Origin of the sequence: Streptomyces roseochromogenus subsp. oscitans DS 12.976, assembly GCF_000497445.1 — a bacterium.
GTDB classification, from domain to species: Bacteria; Actinomycetota; Actinomycetes; order Streptomycetales; family Streptomycetaceae; genus Streptomyces; species Streptomyces oscitans.
Map to the genome: position 1 here is coordinate 6,852,508 of NZ_CM002285.1, position 17,444 is coordinate 6,869,951.

Below are 17,444 nucleotides of genomic sequence, written 5' to 3' on the forward strand. Positions count from 1 at the left end.
CCGTGGGTGGTGTCATTCTCCCACCCGTTGTAGACGAACACACGGGCCGGTCAGTTCGCGCTGCGCACGGTCACTTTCCCGTCCTGACGGTCACTTTCCCGTCCGCGGAATGGGCCGAGACCCGGTGCGGGCTGGTGTCGTCGCGGGGCACGGACACCGACACCCCGCCGTCGTCGGAGCCGGCCGACAGCCGGTACGCGCCCTTGGGCAGGGCGACCGTGACGGCGCCGTCGGCGCTGGAGGCGTCCACCTGGTCGGGTACGGCGGACAGCCGCACATACACGGAACCGTCGCTGGAGTCCGCCTTCACCTGGCGGGAGGAGACGTCGGCGTGCACCGCACCGTCCGCCGACCTCAGGTCGAGCGGCCCGCTGGAGTCGGTGACGTGTACGGCGCCGTCCGCCGTGTCGACGCTCAGCGGATCCCGGAACCCCTGCGCCCGTACGCTGCCGTCCGCGTCGTCGACCTTCACGCTGATCCCGCGCGGCACCACGATCCGGTGCCGGGCCGAGCAGTCCGCGATGAACCCCGAGCAGTGCACGCGCAGCACCAGCCGGTCGTCCTTGAAGGACCACCGCACCGCCGGACTGCCGCCGAGCACGACGGAACCCTGGAACCACCGGGTCACCTCGACGGTCCCGGACTTCGCGGAGCCGTCGGCGACGACCTCCAGGGCGGAGTCGTCGGAGTCGACGGTGAGGGTGCGGCCGTGCAGCGCGAAGGACCGGTGGTCGGGATGCGTGTCGTCACTGGCGTCGGCGCCGCAGGCGCTCACCCCCGCGACGAGCACGCCGGTGACGACGGCCATGGCGGCGGCGCGGACTGGAACGGAACGGGCCATACGGATCTCCCCCTGCACCGGTCCGCCGGGTCACGGCGGCCGGACCAACTCGGTCTCCGCCGACCCTAGGTGATCATCACCCGTGCCCCGATCCGGCAGTCTCCCGGACCGGGGGTGGGGTTAACCCCCGTATGCCGTGACCCGGCGTCACAGGTTTGCGGTGCACCGGTCCCGGCAAGGTAGGCTGTCGACTCGTCCTGGGCGCACAGCCCGGGTGTCCGGGTGCGTAGCTCAGGGGTAGAGCGCCTGCCTTACAAGCAGGATGTCGGCGGTTCGAAACCGTCCGCGCCCACCGATGGAGCCCCCGGCCGTACGGCTGGGGCTCTTCTCATTCCTCTTCTGTTCCCTCTCCTCGCGGCTGCCGCTTGTGCGCGTGCTTCAGTCCGGTGCGGGCCTCCATGCGGTCCGCTGCCGCGACCTCGGCCCAGAAGCGGTGCGTGCTGACGAACACCGCCAGCTCGTGCTCGCGGCGGCGCAGCTTCTCCACCTCGGCCTGTTCGTCCGCCGTCCAGCCCGGGGACGCGGGCCGCTCCACCTTGCGCCAGCCGGTGTCGTCGCTGATGCCGTCCATCGGCTGCACCGACCAGGGCAGTCGCTTGAGCAGAGCCGACAGCTCGGACCGGACCTGATGCAGCTCCTCCTGACCGGCGAGGAGGTCACTGGGGAATTCATAGGTCGTCGCCACGCGGCAATGCTACGCCTGTTCGATTTTGAGTGGCGAGTGCGTTCGTGGGGCTGGCGGGAGGTTCAGCCGAACGGGTGGCCGAGCGGGTCGCGCAGGGTCCCTCGGAGCGGTGCGCCGAGGCGGCCCGCCGCCCGAGGTGAGGGGCTCTCCCGCCGCGAGCGCCGGCGCGGGCCGGGTCGGCCTGACGACGGCGGAAACGGCGCAGTGGTCGGCGACCGCTTCGCCCAGCGCATCGAGCGCCACGACCTCAGGCCCGAGACTGGTCTTCTCAGCCCGCGCCTACGCCGTCCGGGCCGTCCCGCTCAGCGCGGCCGTGCTGGTGCTGCTCGCCGCCGGCTCCTGGGACTCCCCCGGTCCCGTGCTGATCGTCGCGGGTCTGGCGCAGCCGGGCGACGCCGCCGTCGGCGCCGCCCGCCGCAAACACCGGCATGCTGATCACCGCGGGCGCCCTCGCCGCGGTGCATCTGGTGTCGGCTCAGTGGCTGTTGGGCCACTGAGCCGACGGGGGTGAGCCGATGGGGGCCTCAGTGGCCGGCGGCCCGCAGTTCGTCCAGCAGGCGGGTCGTCACCGGTACCGGTACGCCGTGCCGGCCGGCCGCGCGCAGCAGCGCCCCGCCGATGGCGTCGAGTTCGAGCGGGCGGCCCGCCTCGGCGTCGCGCTGCATGGAGGACCTGGCCCCGGGCGGGAAGGCGTCGTACCGGGCCAGGGCCTGGTCCGGGTCGGCGGGGGCGCCGCAGGCGCGGCTGACGGCGGCGGCCTCGGCGACCAGGGACTCCAGTTCCGTACGATGCCGGGCGCGAACCTCGCCGAGGGGGAGGCCGTACCGGGTGGTGAGCAGGGCGAAGGGGGCGAGGAACGCCATCTTGGCCCACAGGGCCGCCGTCTCGTCCTCCCGTACCCGGGCCGTCACACCGGCGGACGTAAGGAGCGCCGCCAGCTGATCGAGGCGGGGACGGGGAACCGTGTCGCCGGCGAGGTCGATCTCCGTGAACGGGCTGCCGTGCTGGATCACGCCCGGGGCGAGACGGGTGGACTCCACGCGGATCACGGCGGGCGCCACGCGGTCGGGGCGGTAGCGGCCGCGCAGGGCCGCGGGGTGTTCGACGCCGTTCAGGAGCGGTACGACGAGGGCGTCGCCGAGCGCGGCGGGCGGGACCCGGGTGAGGGCGGCGTCCAGGGTGGTGTGCTTGACGGCGATCAGACAGGCGTCCACGGGCTCGCGCAGCTCCGTGTCCGCCTCGACGGGGGCCGTGAAGTCGCCGAACTGGCCGCTGCGGACCTGGATCCCGGTGCTGCGCAGGGTCTCGGCCGTCTCGTCCCGGGCCAGGCAGATGACACGGTGGCCGGAGCGGGAGAGCAGGGCGGCGAGGAGGCCGCCGGTGCCGCCGGGGCCGAGCACGGCCACGGTGTTCTTGGTCGCCATAAGGCTGTTCCCTTCGTCGGTCGGCCCCGGGGATCGGTGGCCGCCTTCGCAGTGATCGTCGCACCGGGACGTGGTGTGCGTGAGACTGGGGGCATGTGCCGGAGCATCAAGACGCTGCGTCCGCCCGTGCTGCCCGACGAGGCCACGGACGACGACATCCACGCCGCCGCGCTGCAGTACGTGCGGAAGGTCTCGGGATTCCGGGCCCCCGCCGCGCACAACCGCGAGGTCTTCGACCGTGCGGTGGCCGCCGTGGCCGAGGCCACGGCCGAGCTTCTCGGCGGGCTGGAGGTGCGGGGCCAGTCGGTGCGGAGCGTCCAGCCGGCGCGAAGTGCCACCTCCCGCAATCCGGCATGACGGATAACTCGGATTTCGGACAAGGGGGGTTGGGGTGCACAGGGCATGATGAAGCGCGCCGTCCGCTTACGGCTCACGCCGGCGGAGGCCGTCCCGCCCCCAATGCCCGGGAGTCCCTCCTTTGTCTGCACCGAGCCAGGAATCCCCCACGGTCTCCGCATTCCCCATGGTCTCCGTCGCCCTGGTCGGGGCCGGGCCGCGCGGAACCAGCGTGCTGGAACGCCTCTGCGCCTCCGCGCCGGAGCTGCTCGCGCCCGGTGTCCGGCTGACGGTCCATGTGATCGACCCGGCGCCCCCCGGCCCCGGGCAGGTCTGGCGGACCGCGCAGCCGGCCGAGCTGCTGATGAACACCGTGGCGAGCCAGGTGACGCTGTTCACCGACGACAGCGTGGACTGCGCGGGCCCCGTCCGCCCCGGACCCAGTCTGTACGAGTGGGCGGACGGCGAGGTGGGCCCGGACGACTATCCGACCCGCGCGCACTACGGCCACTACCTGGAGTGGGTCTTCGCCCGCACCCTCCGCGAGGCGCCGGAGGAGATACGCGTCGAGACCCACCGGGCCCGTGCGATACGGCTGTTCGACGACGACGACGCCGCTGCCGACGGCCGGCAGGTGCTCACCCTCGACGACGGCCGGGTGCTGTCCGGGCTGGCCGCGGTGGTGCTGGCTCAGGGGCATCTGCCCACCGCCGAGGGCGAGGAGCAGCGGCGCAACGCCGCGTACGCCGCCCGGCCGGGCCTCACCCACGTCCCGCCCGCCAATCCGGCCGACGTCGAGCTCGGCGACGTACGGCCGGGCGAGGCCGTGCTGCTGCGCGGGCTGGGGCTGAACTTCTTCGACTACCTGGCGCTCTTCACCAGCGGCCGGGGCGGCCGGTTCGTCCGGGACGGACCCGACGGCACCCTGCGCTATCTGCCCTCCGGGCGGGAACCGCGCCTGTACGCCGGCTCCCGGCGCGGGGTGCCGTACCAGGCGCGCGGCGACAACGCCAAGGGCCCGTACGGCCGGCACGCCCCGCTGCTGCTCACACCGGAGGTGATCGCGGGCTTCCGTAAACGCGCCGACTCCGGCGAGGCGCCCGACTTCCTCGCGGAGATATGGCCGTTGGTCGCGAAGGAGGTGGAGACGGTCTACTACCGGGCGCTGATCGAGAGCGCGGGGCATACGGGGCGTGCGGAAAGTACGGACCGCACCGGGTGCTCCGCCTTCGCCGAGCGCTTTCTCGCCGTACCCCACGGCGATCCCCAAGAGGCGCTGCTGCTCGACGAGTTCGGGGTCGGGGCGCGGGAGCGGTGGTGCTGGAAGCGGGTGTCGCGGCCGTACGGGGACCGGGAGTTCGCGGATCCGGGGGAGTGGCGGGCGTGGCTCCTGGGGTATCTGCGCGAGGACGCCGCGCAGGCCGCGCTGGGCAATGTGCGCGGCCCGCTCAAGGCGGCCCTCGACGTGCTGCGCGACCTGCGCAACGAGATACGGCTGGTGGTCGACCACGGCGGGCTGAGCGGCGCCTCCCGGCGCACACATCTGGACCACTGGTACACACCGCTCAACGCCTTCCTGTCCATCGGGCCGCCCCGGCGCCGTATCGAGGAACTGGCGGCTCTGCTGGAGGCGGGGGTGGTGGAGGTGATCGGCCCGCGCCTTGAGGTGCGGGCCGAGCGGGAAGCCTGGCTGGCCTCCTCGCCGGATGTGCCGGGCTCCGGCGTTCGTGTGACGACTCTCATAGAGGCACGTCTTCCGGAGCCGGATCTGCGGCACACGGCCGACGAGTTGCTCGCCGGGCTGCTCGCGGACGGAGGCTGCCGGCCGCACACGGTGGAGGGTTACGAAACCGGGGGGCTGGACGTGACGCGCCGGCCGTACCGCCTGATAGATCGTCAAGGAGCCGTGCACGCAAGGCGGTTCGCCTTCGGTGTGCCCACGGAGGGCGTGCACTGGGTGACGGCGGCCGGGGCCCGGCCGGGCGTGGACTCGGTCACGCTGTCGGACGCCGACGCGGTCGCGCGGGCCGTCCTGCGGGTGGCCGTCTCCGAAGCGGAGCCGCGGGCGGGAGCGGAAGGTATGGCCAAATGTTGAACTTGCAAGCAACGGTTAGGGGGGCCTAACCTGGGCCCCGGGTCGGTGCCCGTACCGGGGCCCCACTCCCGCTCCAGCGCCTCTGTTTCTCATTCGGTACCCGCCGTCCCCCACGACCGGCCACGCACGCCACACGTCCCCGGCCGGCCCGACCGACACCGAAGAGGAGAACTCCCTCATGACCGCACGTCTCAACTCCGCTCAGCCCTATGTCCTCGGGCTCTTCCGCATCGTCGTGGGCCTGCTCTTCGCCGCGCACGGCGCCGCGTCCCTCTTCGGCGTCCTCGGCGGCGCCGTCGGCACCCAGGGCGGCACCATCCCGACCGGCACCTGGCCCGGCTGGTACGCGGCCGTGATCCAGCTGGTCGCCGGCGCCCTGGTGCTCCTCGGCCTCGGTACCCGTGGGGCCGCGCTGATCGCCTCCGGCTCGATGGCGTACGCCTACTTCGACATCCACCAGCAGGCCGCGCTCTGGCCCATCCAGAACGGCGGTGAGCTGGCGGTCCTGTTCTGCTGGGCGTTCTTGCTGCTGGTCTTCACCGGCTCCGGCGCCTTCGGTCTCGACCGCCTCGTCGTCCGCCGCACCGCCACGGACGACCGGGCGGTCACCGAGCGGGCCCCGATAGCGGCCTGACGCGTGCGGTGCCCTCCCCCCTGTCACCAGGGGGGAGGGCACCGCCTTGCGTTCGCCTCGCCTTCGGTCCACTCCCGCCTACGAGTCCGCTTACGAGTCCGCCTACGACTTTGCGCCGAAGGGGACCGTGAAGCAGGCCGCCCGGCTGCCCTTGGTGCCGGGCTCGCTGTGGATCACCACCGAGCCGGCCTCGCCCTTCCGGAAGGCCCAGCTGTGCTGGGCGGTGGCCATGCCCGAGCCGTGGCTGTCGGACGTGAAGTCCAGCCAGACCTCGTTCGTGGCGTTCACGTGGCCGGCGTCCATGCCGGCCTTGTCCTGGTAGTGCGAGCCGGCGGCGGCGGGGTCGGCGCCGCAGGCCTTCTGGTGGACGTGGACCCCGAAGACGTGGCCGGGCTTGACGCCGGTCACCCGCAGCTGGACGGTGGTGGCACCGTTCCGCTGGGTGTGCTGCCGCACCCGGATCCACGCGCCCTTCGGGACCAGGTTCTGGTCGTACGTCACCGCCTTCGACGTCGCGGATGCGGCCGGTGGGGCGAACTCGCCGACGGTCTCCAGCGAGACACCGGGAGCGCTTGCGCTCCCGGTCGCGAACAGGGCTGCGGCGAGAGCGCTCGCGTATACGGCTGCGACCATGATGTGCACCACCTTCTGCGCTTATGCGCCGTTTTGTTTTGATGTCGGCCTCATGTCCGTGGACGGGCCTCCTCTCCCTTGCTACGGGACGCGGGGCGGCCCCGCCGGTCACGATGGGCTGCTCGGGTGAAAGCGCTCCGTAATGCCCTGTGTGTACCGTAAGTCCCATGCGTGGCATGAGCCCCATGGGTCCAATGAGCCCCCCGAGACCCTCCTGTCACACCTCCCGCGTACGCTCTATGGCTGTCATCGGGGGAGTAACGGGAGTCGTCGTGTTCGAGAGTCTGGGGTCACTGGCCGCCGGACCGTGGATCTATGCCGCGGTGGCCGTGTCCGTCCTGCTCGACGTGTTCGTGCCGGTGTTGCCGAGCGGCGTGCTGGTCATCATGGCGGGTACGGCAGCGGCGGCGGGGTCGGGCGCGGCGGGTGGCCGGGTCGCGCACGCGGTGCCGGATCTGCTGGCGCTGGTCGGCTCGGCGGCGACCGCCTCGGTCCTGGGTGATCTCGTGGCCTACCGGCTGGCCTGGCGGGGCGGTGAGCGGCTGGACCGGGCGATAGCCCGATCCCGGCGGCTGACCACCGCGCAGGAACGTCTCGGCGATGCGCTGGCCCGGGGTGGTGGCGCGCTGGTCGTGCTCGCCCGCTTCGCCCCGGCGGGGCGCTCGGTCGTCTCCCTCTGCGCGGGTGCCGCACATCGCCGCGCCCGCGACTTCGTCCCCTGGTCCGCCCTGGCGGGCCTGTCCTGGGCTGCCTATAGCGTCGCCCTCGGGTACTACGGCGCGCAGTGGCTCGGTGCGACATGGATCGCTACGGCCGTTTCCTTGGCCGCGTTGTTCGGCGCGGGTGCGGTGGCGGGGTATCTGGTGCGGCGGCCGGCCTCCTGAGCGGCTTGCCGGGCGCGTGACGCGCGGGCCCGCGAGGTCTGTCAGCAGTTCGTTAGGTAGTTCGTCATACGACTGAACCTTCGCATCCCTTACGATGGGGAGCGCAGAAGGGGAGTAGCTCTTCGCCGGACCGTCGACATACTGCTCAGCGAGCCTGAGCCGGCGCCCGGAGGCGGACCGCCGAGTCTTGTCGAGGTCCGCCAGCGAGACCTTCGGCAAGCAGTGCACGTCCATGTTCCGCGGCAAGGACCGCGACATGGACGCCGAGTGTGCTGCCATGCCGAGGTGTCATCGCGTGACGTACCACACTCTCGGTGGGGCAGCCCCGACCGATTGAGGAATCTTGATCAGCATCACCGTGACGGCGCTCGTCTTCGGCGTCATCTTCCTCGCCGAACTACCGGACAAGACCGCGCTCGCCGGTCTCGTCCTCGGCACCCGTTACCGCGCGAGCTATGTCTTCGCGGGTGTCGCCGCCGCCTTCCTGCTGCACGTCGTGCTGGCCGTCGCGGCCGGCAGTGCGCTGACCCTGCTGCCGCGGCAGATCGTCTCCGCGATCACCGGTGTCCTCTTCCTCGGTGGCGCCGCCGTGCTCCTGATGAAGAAGGACGACGACGAGGAGGACATCAAGAAGCCCGCCGACCAGTCCTTCTGGAAGGTCGCCGGTACAGGCTTCATGCTGATCCTCGTCGCCGAGTTCGGCGATCTCACCCAGATCATGACCGCCAACCTCGCTGCCCGCTACAACGACCCGATCTCCGTCGGCCTCGGCGCCGTGCTCGGCCTGTGGGCCGTCGCCGGACTCGGCATCGTCGGCGGAAAGGCCCTGATGAAGAGGGTGCCGCTGCGGCTGATCACGCGGGTCGCGGCCCTGCTGATGCTCGGCCTGGGCGTGTGGAGCCTCTATGAGGCGGTGGCGGGCTGAGCCGGGCGGACGGTGGTCGGCCGGGTCCGGCGGGCCGTGGCGGCCGCGTCCGGGCGAGCTGAACGCTCGGTGAACCCTTTCGGGAGACGGTGGCGGGAAGCGGCCCGGTTTTGTACCGTGGAGGAACAAAGTGGCTCCCGCCCGTTTTCCCTGACCGGCGGGCGGGGCCGCCTTGTCCCTCCCGACCTGGGGTCTTTTCGTTCCTGGAGCTGCCGATGACGGCCACCGCCGCGCCCACCGTCCTGACCGCCCGTGCCCTCCTTCTCGACATGGACGGCACGCTCGTCAACTCGGACGCCGTCGTCGAGCGCATCTGGCGCCGCTGGGCCGGGCAGCACGGGCTGGACGGCGACGAGGTGATGAAGGTCGTCCACGGCCGGCAGGGCCACGCCTCCATGGCCGTACTCCTCCCCGACCGGCCGGTGGAGCAGAACCTCGCCGACAACGCCCGCATGCTCGCCGAGGAGACCTCCGACACCGACGGCGTGGTCGAGATCCCCGGTGCGAGCGCCTTCCTCGCCTCGCTGCGCGGTCTGCCGCACGCGCTGGTGACCTCCGCCGACGTCGCCCTGTCCACCGCCCGCATGAACGCCGCCGGGCTGCCGCTGCCGGAGGTGCGCGTCACCGCCGAGTCGGTCGGCGCCAGCAAGCCCGATCCCGAGGGCTTCCTGAAGGGCGCGGCCGAGCTGGGGGTGGACCCGGCCGGCTGCGTGGTCTTCGAGGACTCCGGGGCCGGCATCGCGGCGGGGCGCTCCGCGGGTATGGCCGTGGTGGGGGTCGGTCCTCGTGCCGGGGTGCACGGTCCTGATGTGGCCGTGTCCGACCTCACGCAGGTGCGGGTCGAAGCGGTGGGGGACGGGACGATTCGGCTGTACATCGGCTGACCGCGGTGGTGAGTTCGCCCCCGTCAGGCGGCGCTGCCTCCTGGACCCCGGTCGGCCTGAGATCGCCCGGCGTTCACGGCGCGGACGTCTCCGCCTCCAGGCTCTTCCGCGTCGCCCGTCCGTAGACGCCCAGGGTGTCGTCCTGGATGCCGCGGGCCAGTTGGTAGGTGCGTACCGCGTCCTCCACCTGGCGTGTGTAGTCGCCGTCGATCTGGTCGTCGTAGAGGTTCAACTGCCATAGCCGATACTGGAGTTCAGCCACTTGCGGGCCGCGGTCGCCGCGTTGGAGTACCGGGGCGACCGCGGCGGAGGCCGTCGTGGCCGGAGTGGGGGAGGCCGGGTGGGACGTGGCGGCGGAAGTGGTCGGCGTCGGGGTCGGGGTCGGTGAAGCCGACGTCGGTGTCGCGGGCGGGGGGCTCGGACGGGGCGTCGAGGTGAAGCGGGACGGCGGTACCGGCGGGCGGGACACGGTGGGGGAGGGTGAGGCCGTCGATGATGCCGAGCCCGGTGCGCTCACGTCCGGGACGCTCTCCCTGACCTCCTGGGCCGCCGGGTCCCGGGACGGCGTGTGGTACGAGAACAGCCCGCTCGCGAACCCGGCGGCCGCAACGACCGCCACGCCGGCGCCGGCGACCGAGAGCGGGACGGTACGACGTGCTCGGCGGCGGGGCGGCTCGCCGACCGGGTCATGAGCTTCCGTGCCGTCCGCCCCATCCGTGCCGTCCGTCCCACCAACCTCGAATATCCGCAGGTCATCCGTGCTAGGCCCCGCCGCCGACCGTAACGGCAGCGTGGTCTCGGCGGCCGCGCCCGGCGTCGAGCGGGCCTCCGGTGGCTCGGCGGGGTGGGGCTCGTCGACCTGCACATACGGTCGTATCCGCAGGGGATCGAAGTCCTCCGCCGCTGCCGCCTCGGCCGTACGCGTCTCGCGGAGCGCCTCGGCGGCGCGTTCGGCGCAGTCGCAGGACGGGCTGCGGTCCGGCCCCCTCGGCGCGCCGCACTCCGGGCAGGTATGGCCTCCGGAATCACTCACCTGTTCGTCCCTCCCCTCACGAACTTCCGAGCCTATGCGCAACTTCTTCGCATCCGCCCCCGGAAACGCCGGACTCAACAGGCCATAAACGGTGACACCGACCACGATGGAAGGTGCACCCGAGCCCCGGGAGGTCTCCATGGCCCTGGACACGCACGGCACGGACAAGCAGGCGCAGGCCGCCGAGCACGTCTCCGGCAATGTGTTCGTCTCGATCGGCGCCCTGCTCCTCGGGCTGCTGCTCGCCGCGCTCGACCAGACGATCGTGTCGACCGCCCTGCCGACGATAGTGAGCGACCTCGGCGGTCTTGAGCATCTGTCCTGGGTGGTCACCGCCTATCTGCTGGCCTCGACCGCCGTGACCCCGCTGTGGGGCAAGCTCGGCGACCAGTACGGGCGGAAAAGGCTGTTCCAGACGGCGATCGTGATCTTTCTCGTCGGTTCCGCGCTGTGCGGCATGGCGCAGAACATGGGTGAGCTGATCGGGTTCCGGGCGTTGCAGGGGCTGGGCGGCGGCGGGCTGATGGTGCTGTCCATGGCGATCGTCGGCGACATCGTGCCGCCGCGCGAACGCGGGCGCTATCAGGGGCTGTTCGGGGCCGTGTTCGGCGCCACCAGTGTGCTGGGCCCGCTGCTCGGCGGGGTGTTCACCGAGCAGCTGAGCTGGCGCTGGGTGTTCTACGTCAATCTGCCGGTCGGCGTGGTCGCGCTCGCCGTGATCGCCACCGCCCTGCGCATCCCGCGCCACAGCGCCCACCATGTCATCGACTACCTCGGCACCTTCCTGATCGCCGCCGTCGCCACCTGCCTGGTCCTGGTCGCCTCCCTCGGCGGTACGACCTGGGCCTGGGGCTCGCCGCAGATCATCGGGCTGGCCGTGCTGGGCGTGCTGCTCGCCGTGGCGTTCGTGGCCGTCGAGCGGCGCGCCGCCGAACCCGTGCTGCCGCTGAAGCTGTTCGGCATCCGCACCTTCACCCTCGCCGCTGTCATCAGCTTCATCGTCGGCTTCGCCATGTTCGGCGCGATGACCTATCTGCCGACCTTCCTCCAGGTCGTGCACGGCATCTCGCCGACCCTGTCCGGCGTGCACATGCTGCCCATGGTCGTCGGGCTGCTGCTGTCGTCCACGGCCTCCGGGCAGATCGTCAGCCGCACCGGCCGCTGGAAGGTCTTCCCGGTGACCGGCACCGCCGTCACCGCCTTCGGACTGCTTCTGCTGCACCGGCTCGACGAGCACAGCCCGACCGCCGAGATGAGCGCCTGCTTCTTCGTGTTCGGCCTCGGACTCGGCCTGGTCATGCAGGTCCTGATACTCATCGTGCAGAACGCGGTGTCGTACGAGGACCTGGGCGTCGCCACGTCCGGCGCGACCTTCTTCCGCTCCATCGGCGCCTCCTTCGGCGTGGCGATCTTCGGTACGGTCTTCGCCAGCCGCCTGGGCGACAAGCTGGCCGCCGCCTTCAAGGGGGTGAGCCTGCCTCCGGGGGTCTCCGCGAACGCCCTGAAGTCCGACCCGCGCGGCATCGCCGCCCTGCCGCCCGTGCTGCGTCCCGCGGCCCTGCACGCGTACGCGTCCGCCATCACGGACGTCTTCCTCTACGCCGCCCCGGTCGCCCTCCTCGGTTTCCTGCTGGCCTGGTTCCTGAAGGAGGACCGGCTGCGCGGCTCGGTGACCGCGCCGGACGTCTCCGAGACCATCGCGCCCAACCCGGTCCAGCGGTCCTCCTACGACGAGTGCAGCCGGGCCCTGTCCCTGCTCGGCACCCGCGAGGGCCGCCGCGAGGTCTACCGGAAGATCACCGAAAGAGCCGGGTACGACCTGCTGCCCGCCGCCAGCTGGATGCTGCTGCGCATCCGCAAGTACGGCTCCGTCGAGCCGGCGGTGCTCGCCGAGCGCAGCCCCGTCCCGCTCGACGTCGTCCTCGCCGCCGCCCGCCAGGTCGAGGAACGGCGCCTCGCCGAACGCCGGGGCCTGGACCTGTACTTGACCGGCTCCGGCCGCGAGGTCGCCGAACGGCTCGCCCAGGCCCGCGAGGAGTCCCTCGCCGAACTCCTCGGCGACTGGTGGCAGCCCGGCCGCTCCACCGACCTGACCCAGCTCGTCAAGGACCTCACCGGCGAACTCTGCGGCACCGAACGCGAACGCCCCCACGACACGGCAGTGCAGCGGCAAGCGCCGTAGGGGTGACTGCCGTTCGCCGGGTGCGGGTCCGTTGTGGCTGATCGCGCAGTTCCCCGCGCCCCTGGGGAGTTGCAGCCAACGTCGGCATCGAGCGACGGTTGCACCCGGGCCGACGGTCGGATCGCGGCCGTCTGGTCGGTGACCGGTCTGCGCCGATTCGCCGGCTGACCGGTCCCCGCTACTCCGTGGTGGCGGCCCTGCGCTGCCGCCACTCCCGTACGACCTCCTCGACGTCGTACGGCTTCTTGCCCAGCGGGGGGCCGGGCGGTGGCTTGAACATCATGTCCTTGATCTTGACGTTGACGTCCTCGATGATCTTCCGTGCGATCCGCTCCGAGGGCGCCGCGTACGCCGCTTCCAGCGCGTCCTCGGCCTCCTTGCGCAGGGCGAGGGCGGGCGGCAGCACGGACAGGCCCTCGCGCGCCAACTTCCGTTTGATCCACCACAGTTCGTCGTAGGTCGAGTCGACCTCGGTGGGCAGCGGCTCGCCCGCGCCCGGCAGCCGCTCGAATTCACCGCGCCCCTGCGCGTCACGGATCTGCTTGTCGACGAACGAGTCGAACGGCACACCCGGTGGCTTTCGCTCGGTCATGACTCCATTGTGCCGGACGGCGCCCCGCCGGGCGTTTTATCATGCGGCGGCAGACCGACCGGCGTCACGGCCGGATGATTCAGGGGGAACGCGCGTGCTCGAACTGACCATGGCCACCGTCTCCGGGGCCGACTCGGGGGCCACGGCCGGGATGACGATGGCCGACGCGCCGAGCGAGCCGGGCGCCGTGCTCCGGATCGGCCGGGACGCGAACCTGTGCCGACTGGTCACGCCGGAGGACTGGCTGTTCGTCTCCCGCGTGCACCTGGAGTTCCTCTGCGGCCCGGACGGCGGCTGGCAGTTGACCTGGCTGCGCGGTTCCCAGCCCGAGCCGTCGTCCGAAGTGCGGCTGGTCGCCGGGGAGTACGCGCAGCCCCTCGGCTACGGCGCGACCGTACGGCTGCCGCACGGCGGGTCCGGCGAGATCGTCGTCCAGGACCGCACCGCGCCGCGCAGCGTCAACGTCGGCTTCTATCACGAGGTTTGAGCGCACCCGGCCTCCGCGCCCTGGGCCGCGTGCGCCCGGTTACGCCAGTACGCGGGCCAGAGCGAAGCCGTCGTAGCCCTTGCTGCCGACCGTCTGGATCGCCGTGCCGGTCAGCCGGGGATGGGACGCGATCAGCTCGATCGCGGCACGCGTGCCCACGATGTCGGGCTCGGTGCTGCTCGCGTCGGCGACCCGGCCGTCGCGCACCACGTTGTCCAGGACGATCACGCTGCCGGTGCGGGTGAGCCGCAGCGCCCACTCCACGTAGTGCGCGTTGTTGGCCTTGTCGGCGTCGATGAACACCAGGTCGAACGGGGCCGGGTTCTCGTCGGCGAGCTTGGGCAGCGTCTCCAGGGCCGGGCCCACCCGCACCTCCGCGATCCGGTCCAGGCCGGCCCGTGCGATGTTCCGGGTCGCCACCTCGGCGTGCTTGGCGTCGTACTCCAGCGACACCAGTCTGCCGTCCTCCGGGAGGGCGCGGGCCAGCCAGATCGTGCTGTACCCGCCGAGTGTGCCGATCTCCAGGATGTGCCGCGCGCCCTGCACCTGGGCGAGCAGCTGGAGGAACTTGCCCTGTGCAGCCGTGACGGCGATGTGCGGCAGCCCGGCGGCGTCGTTCTCCCGCAGGGCCGCCTGCAGCGCCTCGTCGTCCGGGGCGAGTTGGCTGATGAAGTAGTCGTCGACGTCGTCCCAGAGCCGGGAGTCGTTCATGAACCTGCTGCCTTTCCCGAGTGTCTGCCCTTCCCGCCGACATCGTCTCAGCTGGCGGGCGCGGACGGGGCGATAGGCGGCGGGGGCTGCACGGGCGGCGGCGGAATCACCGGCCGCCGCCGTCGCCGTACGACGATCACGGCGACGGCCAGTACCAGTGCACCGCCCACCGTGAGCAGCCAGGCCGGGATCCCGGCGACCTCACGCAGCCGGTCCTCGTAGATCACCTGCTGGACCGGGGTGTCGGCGGCGGCCCGGACCAGCTCGTGGTCGCCGGAGATACGGGCCGGCTCGGGGAACTGCTGGGTGAGTGCGGTCAGGTAGGGGGTGCCGGCGGCCAGCTTGCCGAGGATGCTGTCGTGCGGGTGGACGCGGCCCGCGAAGACCACGCCGGGCGGCAGGCCGCCGATCGCGGTGCGCGTCGCCATGCGGTGCGCGGCGAGTACGTACAGGGCGAGCGACTGCGGGGTGCTCGCCAGGCGGGACAGCCGCATCGGGTACACGGGGCTGCCGGTGGCGAAGGTCAGGTGGAGGGGGTCCAGCGCGCCGTGCAGAGGGGTGCCGGCCGTGTCCGGGGCGAGGCGGACGGCCACGTACTCCCAGTGCCGGTCGACGTACGGCTGCAGGGCCGTTTTCAGGCGGGCGGGCAGCGAGAAGCCGTGGGTGTGCAGCCAGTCGCCGAGGGCGGCCGGGTCGGTGGCGGTCAGCCGGGCCACGTCGAAGGGGCCGAGCCGCTGGCGGCCGACCACGCCGACGGCGGCGCCGGCGCCGGCGGGTGCGGGGGCCTTGGCGGCCGTGTCGTGGTCGTCGAAGGGCCAGTCGCCGTTCTCCGGCCAGAAGTGATACCGGGTGCGGTGGACGGGCTGGATGGCCTGGGCCAGCTGGTCGAAGAGCGCGGGGTCGCCGAGGGCGACGGTGGCGCGGTGCGGGACGGGCATGATCCAGGCGGCGTGCCGCGCGTCGCCGTTCACCGTGAGCCGCATGACGATCTGCTCCTGGCGCCCGTCCCAGCGCAGTACGGACTGCTCGCCGGCCACGGAGATCCGCGTCGCCGGGTCCGGCACCATCGCCCCGCATCCACAGGCGTAGGCGGGGGCGATGAGCCAGCTGAGCTGGATGCCGAGGAGGGCGAGGACCAGGGTGAGTGTGCGAGCGCGGGCTTGTTTCACGGGGCAACAGACGGCGCCGTGCCTGCCAACGGTTCCGATGCTGGTGCTAGGCCGCGTGGGGCGCTGCGCAGCTACGGCGCGCATGCGGGTGCGGCGACTGCAACCCCCTAGGGGCGCGAGGAACTGCGCGAACGGCCACGACGGACCTGCAACCGGCAGCGCACCCGCACCCCTACGGCGCTTACCGCTGCTCCACTGCCGGGGCGGAACCCGGCAACGGCCGCCCCGCGGACTCAGACATCCGCCACACCGCGAACCCGCCCACAACAGCCGCCGCCATCATGTAATACGCGGGCATCATCATGTTCCCCGTCGCCCCGATCAGCGCGGTCACGACCAGCGGAGTCGTACCGCCGAACAGGGACACGGAGACATTGAAGCCGATGGACAGGGAGCCGTACCGGACGCGCGTCGGGAAGAGCGCGGGCAGCGCGGCCGGCATCGCCGCCGTGAAGCAGACCAGCAGCAGCCCCAGCGCACCCATGCCCAGCGCGACCGCGAGGAGACTGCCCTGGCGGATCAGCAGCACCGCCGGGACGGACAGGAAGAGGAAGCCCGCACAGCCCGCCGCGATCACCGGCCGCCGGCCGATCCGGTCCGTCAGCGCGCCCGCGAACGGCTGCACGATCATCATCAGCGTCATCACGCCCAGCACGACCAGCAGACCGTGCGTCTCGTCGTACTTCAGCTCACTGGTCAGATAGCTCGGCATGTACGAGAGCAGCATGTAGTCGGTGACGTTGAAGACCAGCACCAGGGCCATGCACAGCAGCAGCGCCTTCCACTGCCCCGCCACCATCTCGCGCAGCCGCACCTTCGGCCGGGACGCCTCCGCCTTGTCCAGCTCGGCGGCGAACGCCGGGGTCTCCTCCAGCCGCATCCGCAGGTAGAGGCCGATGACGCCCATCGGGCCCGCGATCAGGAACGGGATACGCCAGCCCCACGACACCAGATCGTGCGAGGACAGCAGCGCGGTCATCAGGGTGACCAGACCCGCACCGCCGATGTAGCCCGCCAGCGTGCCGAACTCCAGCCAGCTGCCGAAGAAGCCACGACGCTTGTCCGGCGCGTACTCCGCGATGAAGGTCGACGCGCCCGCGTACTCACCACCGGTCGAGAAGCCCTGCACCAGCCGTGCGGCCAGCAGAAGCAGGGGTGCACCCACGCCGATCGACGCGTACGACGGGATCAGGCCGATCGCGAACGTGCCCGCCGCCATCATGATCATCGTGAGGGCGAGCACCTTCTGACGCCCCACGCGGTCGCCCAGCGGGCCGAAGACCATGCCACCGAGCGGCCGGACCAGGAAGGCCGCCGCGAAGGCTCCGAAGGTCGACAGCAGCTGCGCGGTCGGGTTGCCGGACGGGAAGAAGACCTTGCCCAGGGTGACCGCGATGTAGCTGTAGACACCGAAGTCGAACCACTCCATCGCGTTGCCGAGCGCGGCCGCCTTCACGGCGCGCTTGACGAGCGCGGGGTCGGTGACGGTGACGTCGCCGTGGGCCTGTACGGCCGGTGGGGTCTTCAGAAGCGGGGAGACGGCTGTGGCGGTCGCCAAAACGGGGCTCGCCTACCTTTCGACGGGGACAGGGCGCGGTCCGTACGGCGGCACTGCCGGGAAACGGGCCGAAATCGACCATAGGGGGACCTTGCCCCCTTACGGAATGCGCACACTTAACTGCATAGTGCAGCTAAACGGCGCATACGCAGGTACGTCTGCCCACTCAGGGCGTGACATGCCGGCCCCGCGCTGTGATCCTTCTCGCGCCCCGGACAAGCAACCGCACACGCCGTCGGCCATCGTCTTCCGGACAAAAGGCGGACGGACGTCAGGTGAAGCGGGGGTTTCCTGCGTCCTCCCTCCAGGGGGTGGGCGAGCCTCATAGGGTTCGCAGAAGAACTCGGCGTGAACGGCGCCGGGACAGACGG

Annotated in this window: 18 protein-coding genes and 1 tRNA gene; 9 read left to right on the forward strand and 10 right to left on the reverse strand. The window is 71.7% G+C overall.

The genetic code is table 11. The annotated features are described in order from the left end of the window. Positions 1–70 precede the first annotated feature (70 nt). Positions 71–841 carry a DUF4097 family beta strand repeat-containing protein gene (locus tag M878_RS79330; RefSeq protein WP_023551108.1) on the reverse strand — a complete coding sequence of 257 codons (771 nt, stop codon included), beginning with the start codon at positions 839–841 and terminating at the stop codon, positions 71–73. Positions 842–1,061: 220 nt separating this feature from the next. Between M878_RS79330 and M878_RS79335 the strand changes: the two genes are divergently transcribed. Beyond that, positions 1,062–1,133 (forward strand) — tRNA-Val (locus M878_RS79335). 36 nt (positions 1,134–1,169) lie between these two features. On the opposite strand, the gene M878_RS79340 is transcribed toward M878_RS79335, so the two are convergent. The 3 genes from M878_RS79340 to M878_RS79345 form a co-directional block, all read right to left on the reverse strand. Then, the gene (locus M878_RS79340) at positions 1,170–1,526 is read right to left on the reverse strand and encodes a hypothetical protein (protein WP_023551109.1); all 357 of its coding nucleotides are present in this window, start codon (positions 1,524–1,526) and stop codon (positions 1,170–1,172) included. Positions 1,527–1,794: 268 nt separating this feature from the next. Further along, the gene (locus tag M878_RS97820) at positions 1,795–1,956 is read right to left on the reverse strand and encodes a hypothetical protein (protein WP_158692808.1); all 162 of its coding nucleotides are present in this window, start codon (positions 1,954–1,956) and stop codon (positions 1,795–1,797) included. A 94-nt stretch (positions 1,957–2,050) separates the two neighbouring features. Further along, on the reverse strand, positions 2,051–2,950 hold the full coding sequence (locus M878_RS79345) for a ketopantoate reductase family protein (RefSeq protein WP_023551111.1): 900 nt from the start codon (positions 2,948–2,950) through the stop codon (positions 2,051–2,053). A 93-nt stretch (positions 2,951–3,043) separates the two neighbouring features. On the opposite strand from M878_RS79345, the gene M878_RS79350 reads away from it, so the two are divergent. The 3 genes from M878_RS79350 (at position 3,044) to M878_RS79360 (ending at position 6,015) form a co-directional block, all read left to right on the forward strand. Next, positions 3,044–3,307, forward strand: a complete 264-nt coding sequence (locus tag M878_RS79350; protein WP_023551112.1) for a DUF2277 domain-containing protein — start codon at positions 3,044–3,046, stop codon at positions 3,305–3,307. 166 nt (positions 3,308–3,473) lie between these two features. Next, positions 3,474–5,381 carry an FAD/NAD(P)-binding protein gene (locus M878_RS79355; protein ID WP_023551113.1) on the forward strand — a complete coding sequence of 636 codons (1,908 nt, stop codon included), beginning with the start codon at positions 3,474–3,476 and terminating at the stop codon, positions 5,379–5,381. Between the two features lie 178 nt (positions 5,382–5,559). Beyond that, entirely contained in the window at positions 5,560–6,015 is a 456-nt protein-coding gene (locus tag M878_RS79360) for a DoxX family protein (RefSeq protein WP_023551114.1), read from the forward strand. Positions 6,016–6,117: 102 nt separating this feature from the next. Here the strand turns inward: M878_RS79360 and M878_RS79365 are convergent, their stop codons facing one another. Beyond that, the gene (locus M878_RS79365) at positions 6,118–6,648 is read right to left on the reverse strand and encodes a superoxide dismutase family protein (RefSeq protein WP_023551115.1); all 531 of its coding nucleotides are present in this window, start codon (positions 6,646–6,648) and stop codon (positions 6,118–6,120) included. A gap of 272 nt (positions 6,649–6,920) precedes the next feature. Between M878_RS79365 and M878_RS79370 the strand changes: the two genes are divergently transcribed. The 3 genes from M878_RS79370 (at position 6,921) to M878_RS79380 (ending at position 9,341) form a co-directional block, all read left to right on the forward strand. Next, positions 6,921–7,532: a DedA family protein gene (locus tag M878_RS79370; RefSeq protein ID WP_023551116.1), complete on the forward strand. Its 612-nt coding sequence runs from the start codon at positions 6,921–6,923 to the stop codon at positions 7,530–7,532. Between the two features lie 343 nt (positions 7,533–7,875). Then, on the forward strand, positions 7,876–8,457 hold the full coding sequence (locus tag M878_RS79375) for a TMEM165/GDT1 family protein (RefSeq protein WP_023551118.1): 582 nt from the start codon (positions 7,876–7,878) through the stop codon (positions 8,455–8,457). Between the two features lie 215 nt (positions 8,458–8,672). Then, positions 8,673–9,341, forward strand: coding sequence for an HAD family hydrolase (locus tag M878_RS79380; protein WP_023551119.1), 669 nt, complete (start codon positions 8,673–8,675; stop codon positions 9,339–9,341). Positions 9,342–9,414: 73 nt separating this feature from the next. Here M878_RS79380 and M878_RS49300 read toward each other — a convergent pair whose 3' ends face one another. After that, positions 9,415–10,374 carry a peptidoglycan-binding domain-containing protein gene (locus M878_RS49300; protein ID WP_031226245.1) on the reverse strand — a complete coding sequence of 320 codons (960 nt, stop codon included), beginning with the start codon at positions 10,372–10,374 and terminating at the stop codon, positions 9,415–9,417. Between the two features lie 106 nt (positions 10,375–10,480). Here M878_RS49300 and M878_RS79385 point away from each other — a divergent pair, with 106 nt between their 5' ends. Then, a complete protein-coding gene (locus M878_RS79385) occupies positions 10,481–12,556 on the forward strand; it encodes an MDR family MFS transporter (protein WP_078630433.1) in 2,076 nt (691 codons plus the stop codon). Between the two features lie 178 nt (positions 12,557–12,734). Here M878_RS79385 and M878_RS79390 read toward each other — a convergent pair whose 3' ends face one another. Then, positions 12,735–13,148, reverse strand: coding sequence for a DnaJ family domain-containing protein (locus M878_RS79390; protein WP_023551123.1), 414 nt, complete (start codon positions 13,146–13,148; stop codon positions 12,735–12,737). A gap of 94 nt (positions 13,149–13,242) precedes the next feature. On the opposite strand from M878_RS79390, the gene M878_RS79395 reads away from it, so the two are divergent. Next, the gene (locus M878_RS79395) at positions 13,243–13,635 is read left to right on the forward strand and encodes an FHA domain-containing protein (protein ID WP_023551124.1); all 393 of its coding nucleotides are present in this window, start codon (positions 13,243–13,245) and stop codon (positions 13,633–13,635) included. A 39-nt stretch (positions 13,636–13,674) separates the two neighbouring features. Here the strand turns inward: M878_RS79395 and M878_RS79400 are convergent, their stop codons facing one another. From M878_RS79400 to proP, 3 genes are all read right to left on the reverse strand, one after another. After that, on the reverse strand, positions 13,675–14,346 hold the full coding sequence (locus M878_RS79400) for an O-methyltransferase (RefSeq protein ID WP_023551125.1): 672 nt from the start codon (positions 14,344–14,346) through the stop codon (positions 13,675–13,677). 47 nt (positions 14,347–14,393) lie between these two features. Beyond that, positions 14,394–15,515, reverse strand: a complete 1,122-nt coding sequence (locus M878_RS79405) for a DUF2330 domain-containing protein (protein ID WP_023551126.1) — start codon at positions 15,513–15,515, stop codon at positions 14,394–14,396. 181 nt (positions 15,516–15,696) lie between these two features. Next, positions 15,697–17,073, reverse strand: coding sequence for a glycine betaine/L-proline transporter ProP (gene proP / locus M878_RS79410; protein ID WP_023551127.1), 1,377 nt, complete (start codon positions 17,071–17,073; stop codon positions 15,697–15,699). Positions 17,074–17,444: the final 371 nt, after the last annotated feature.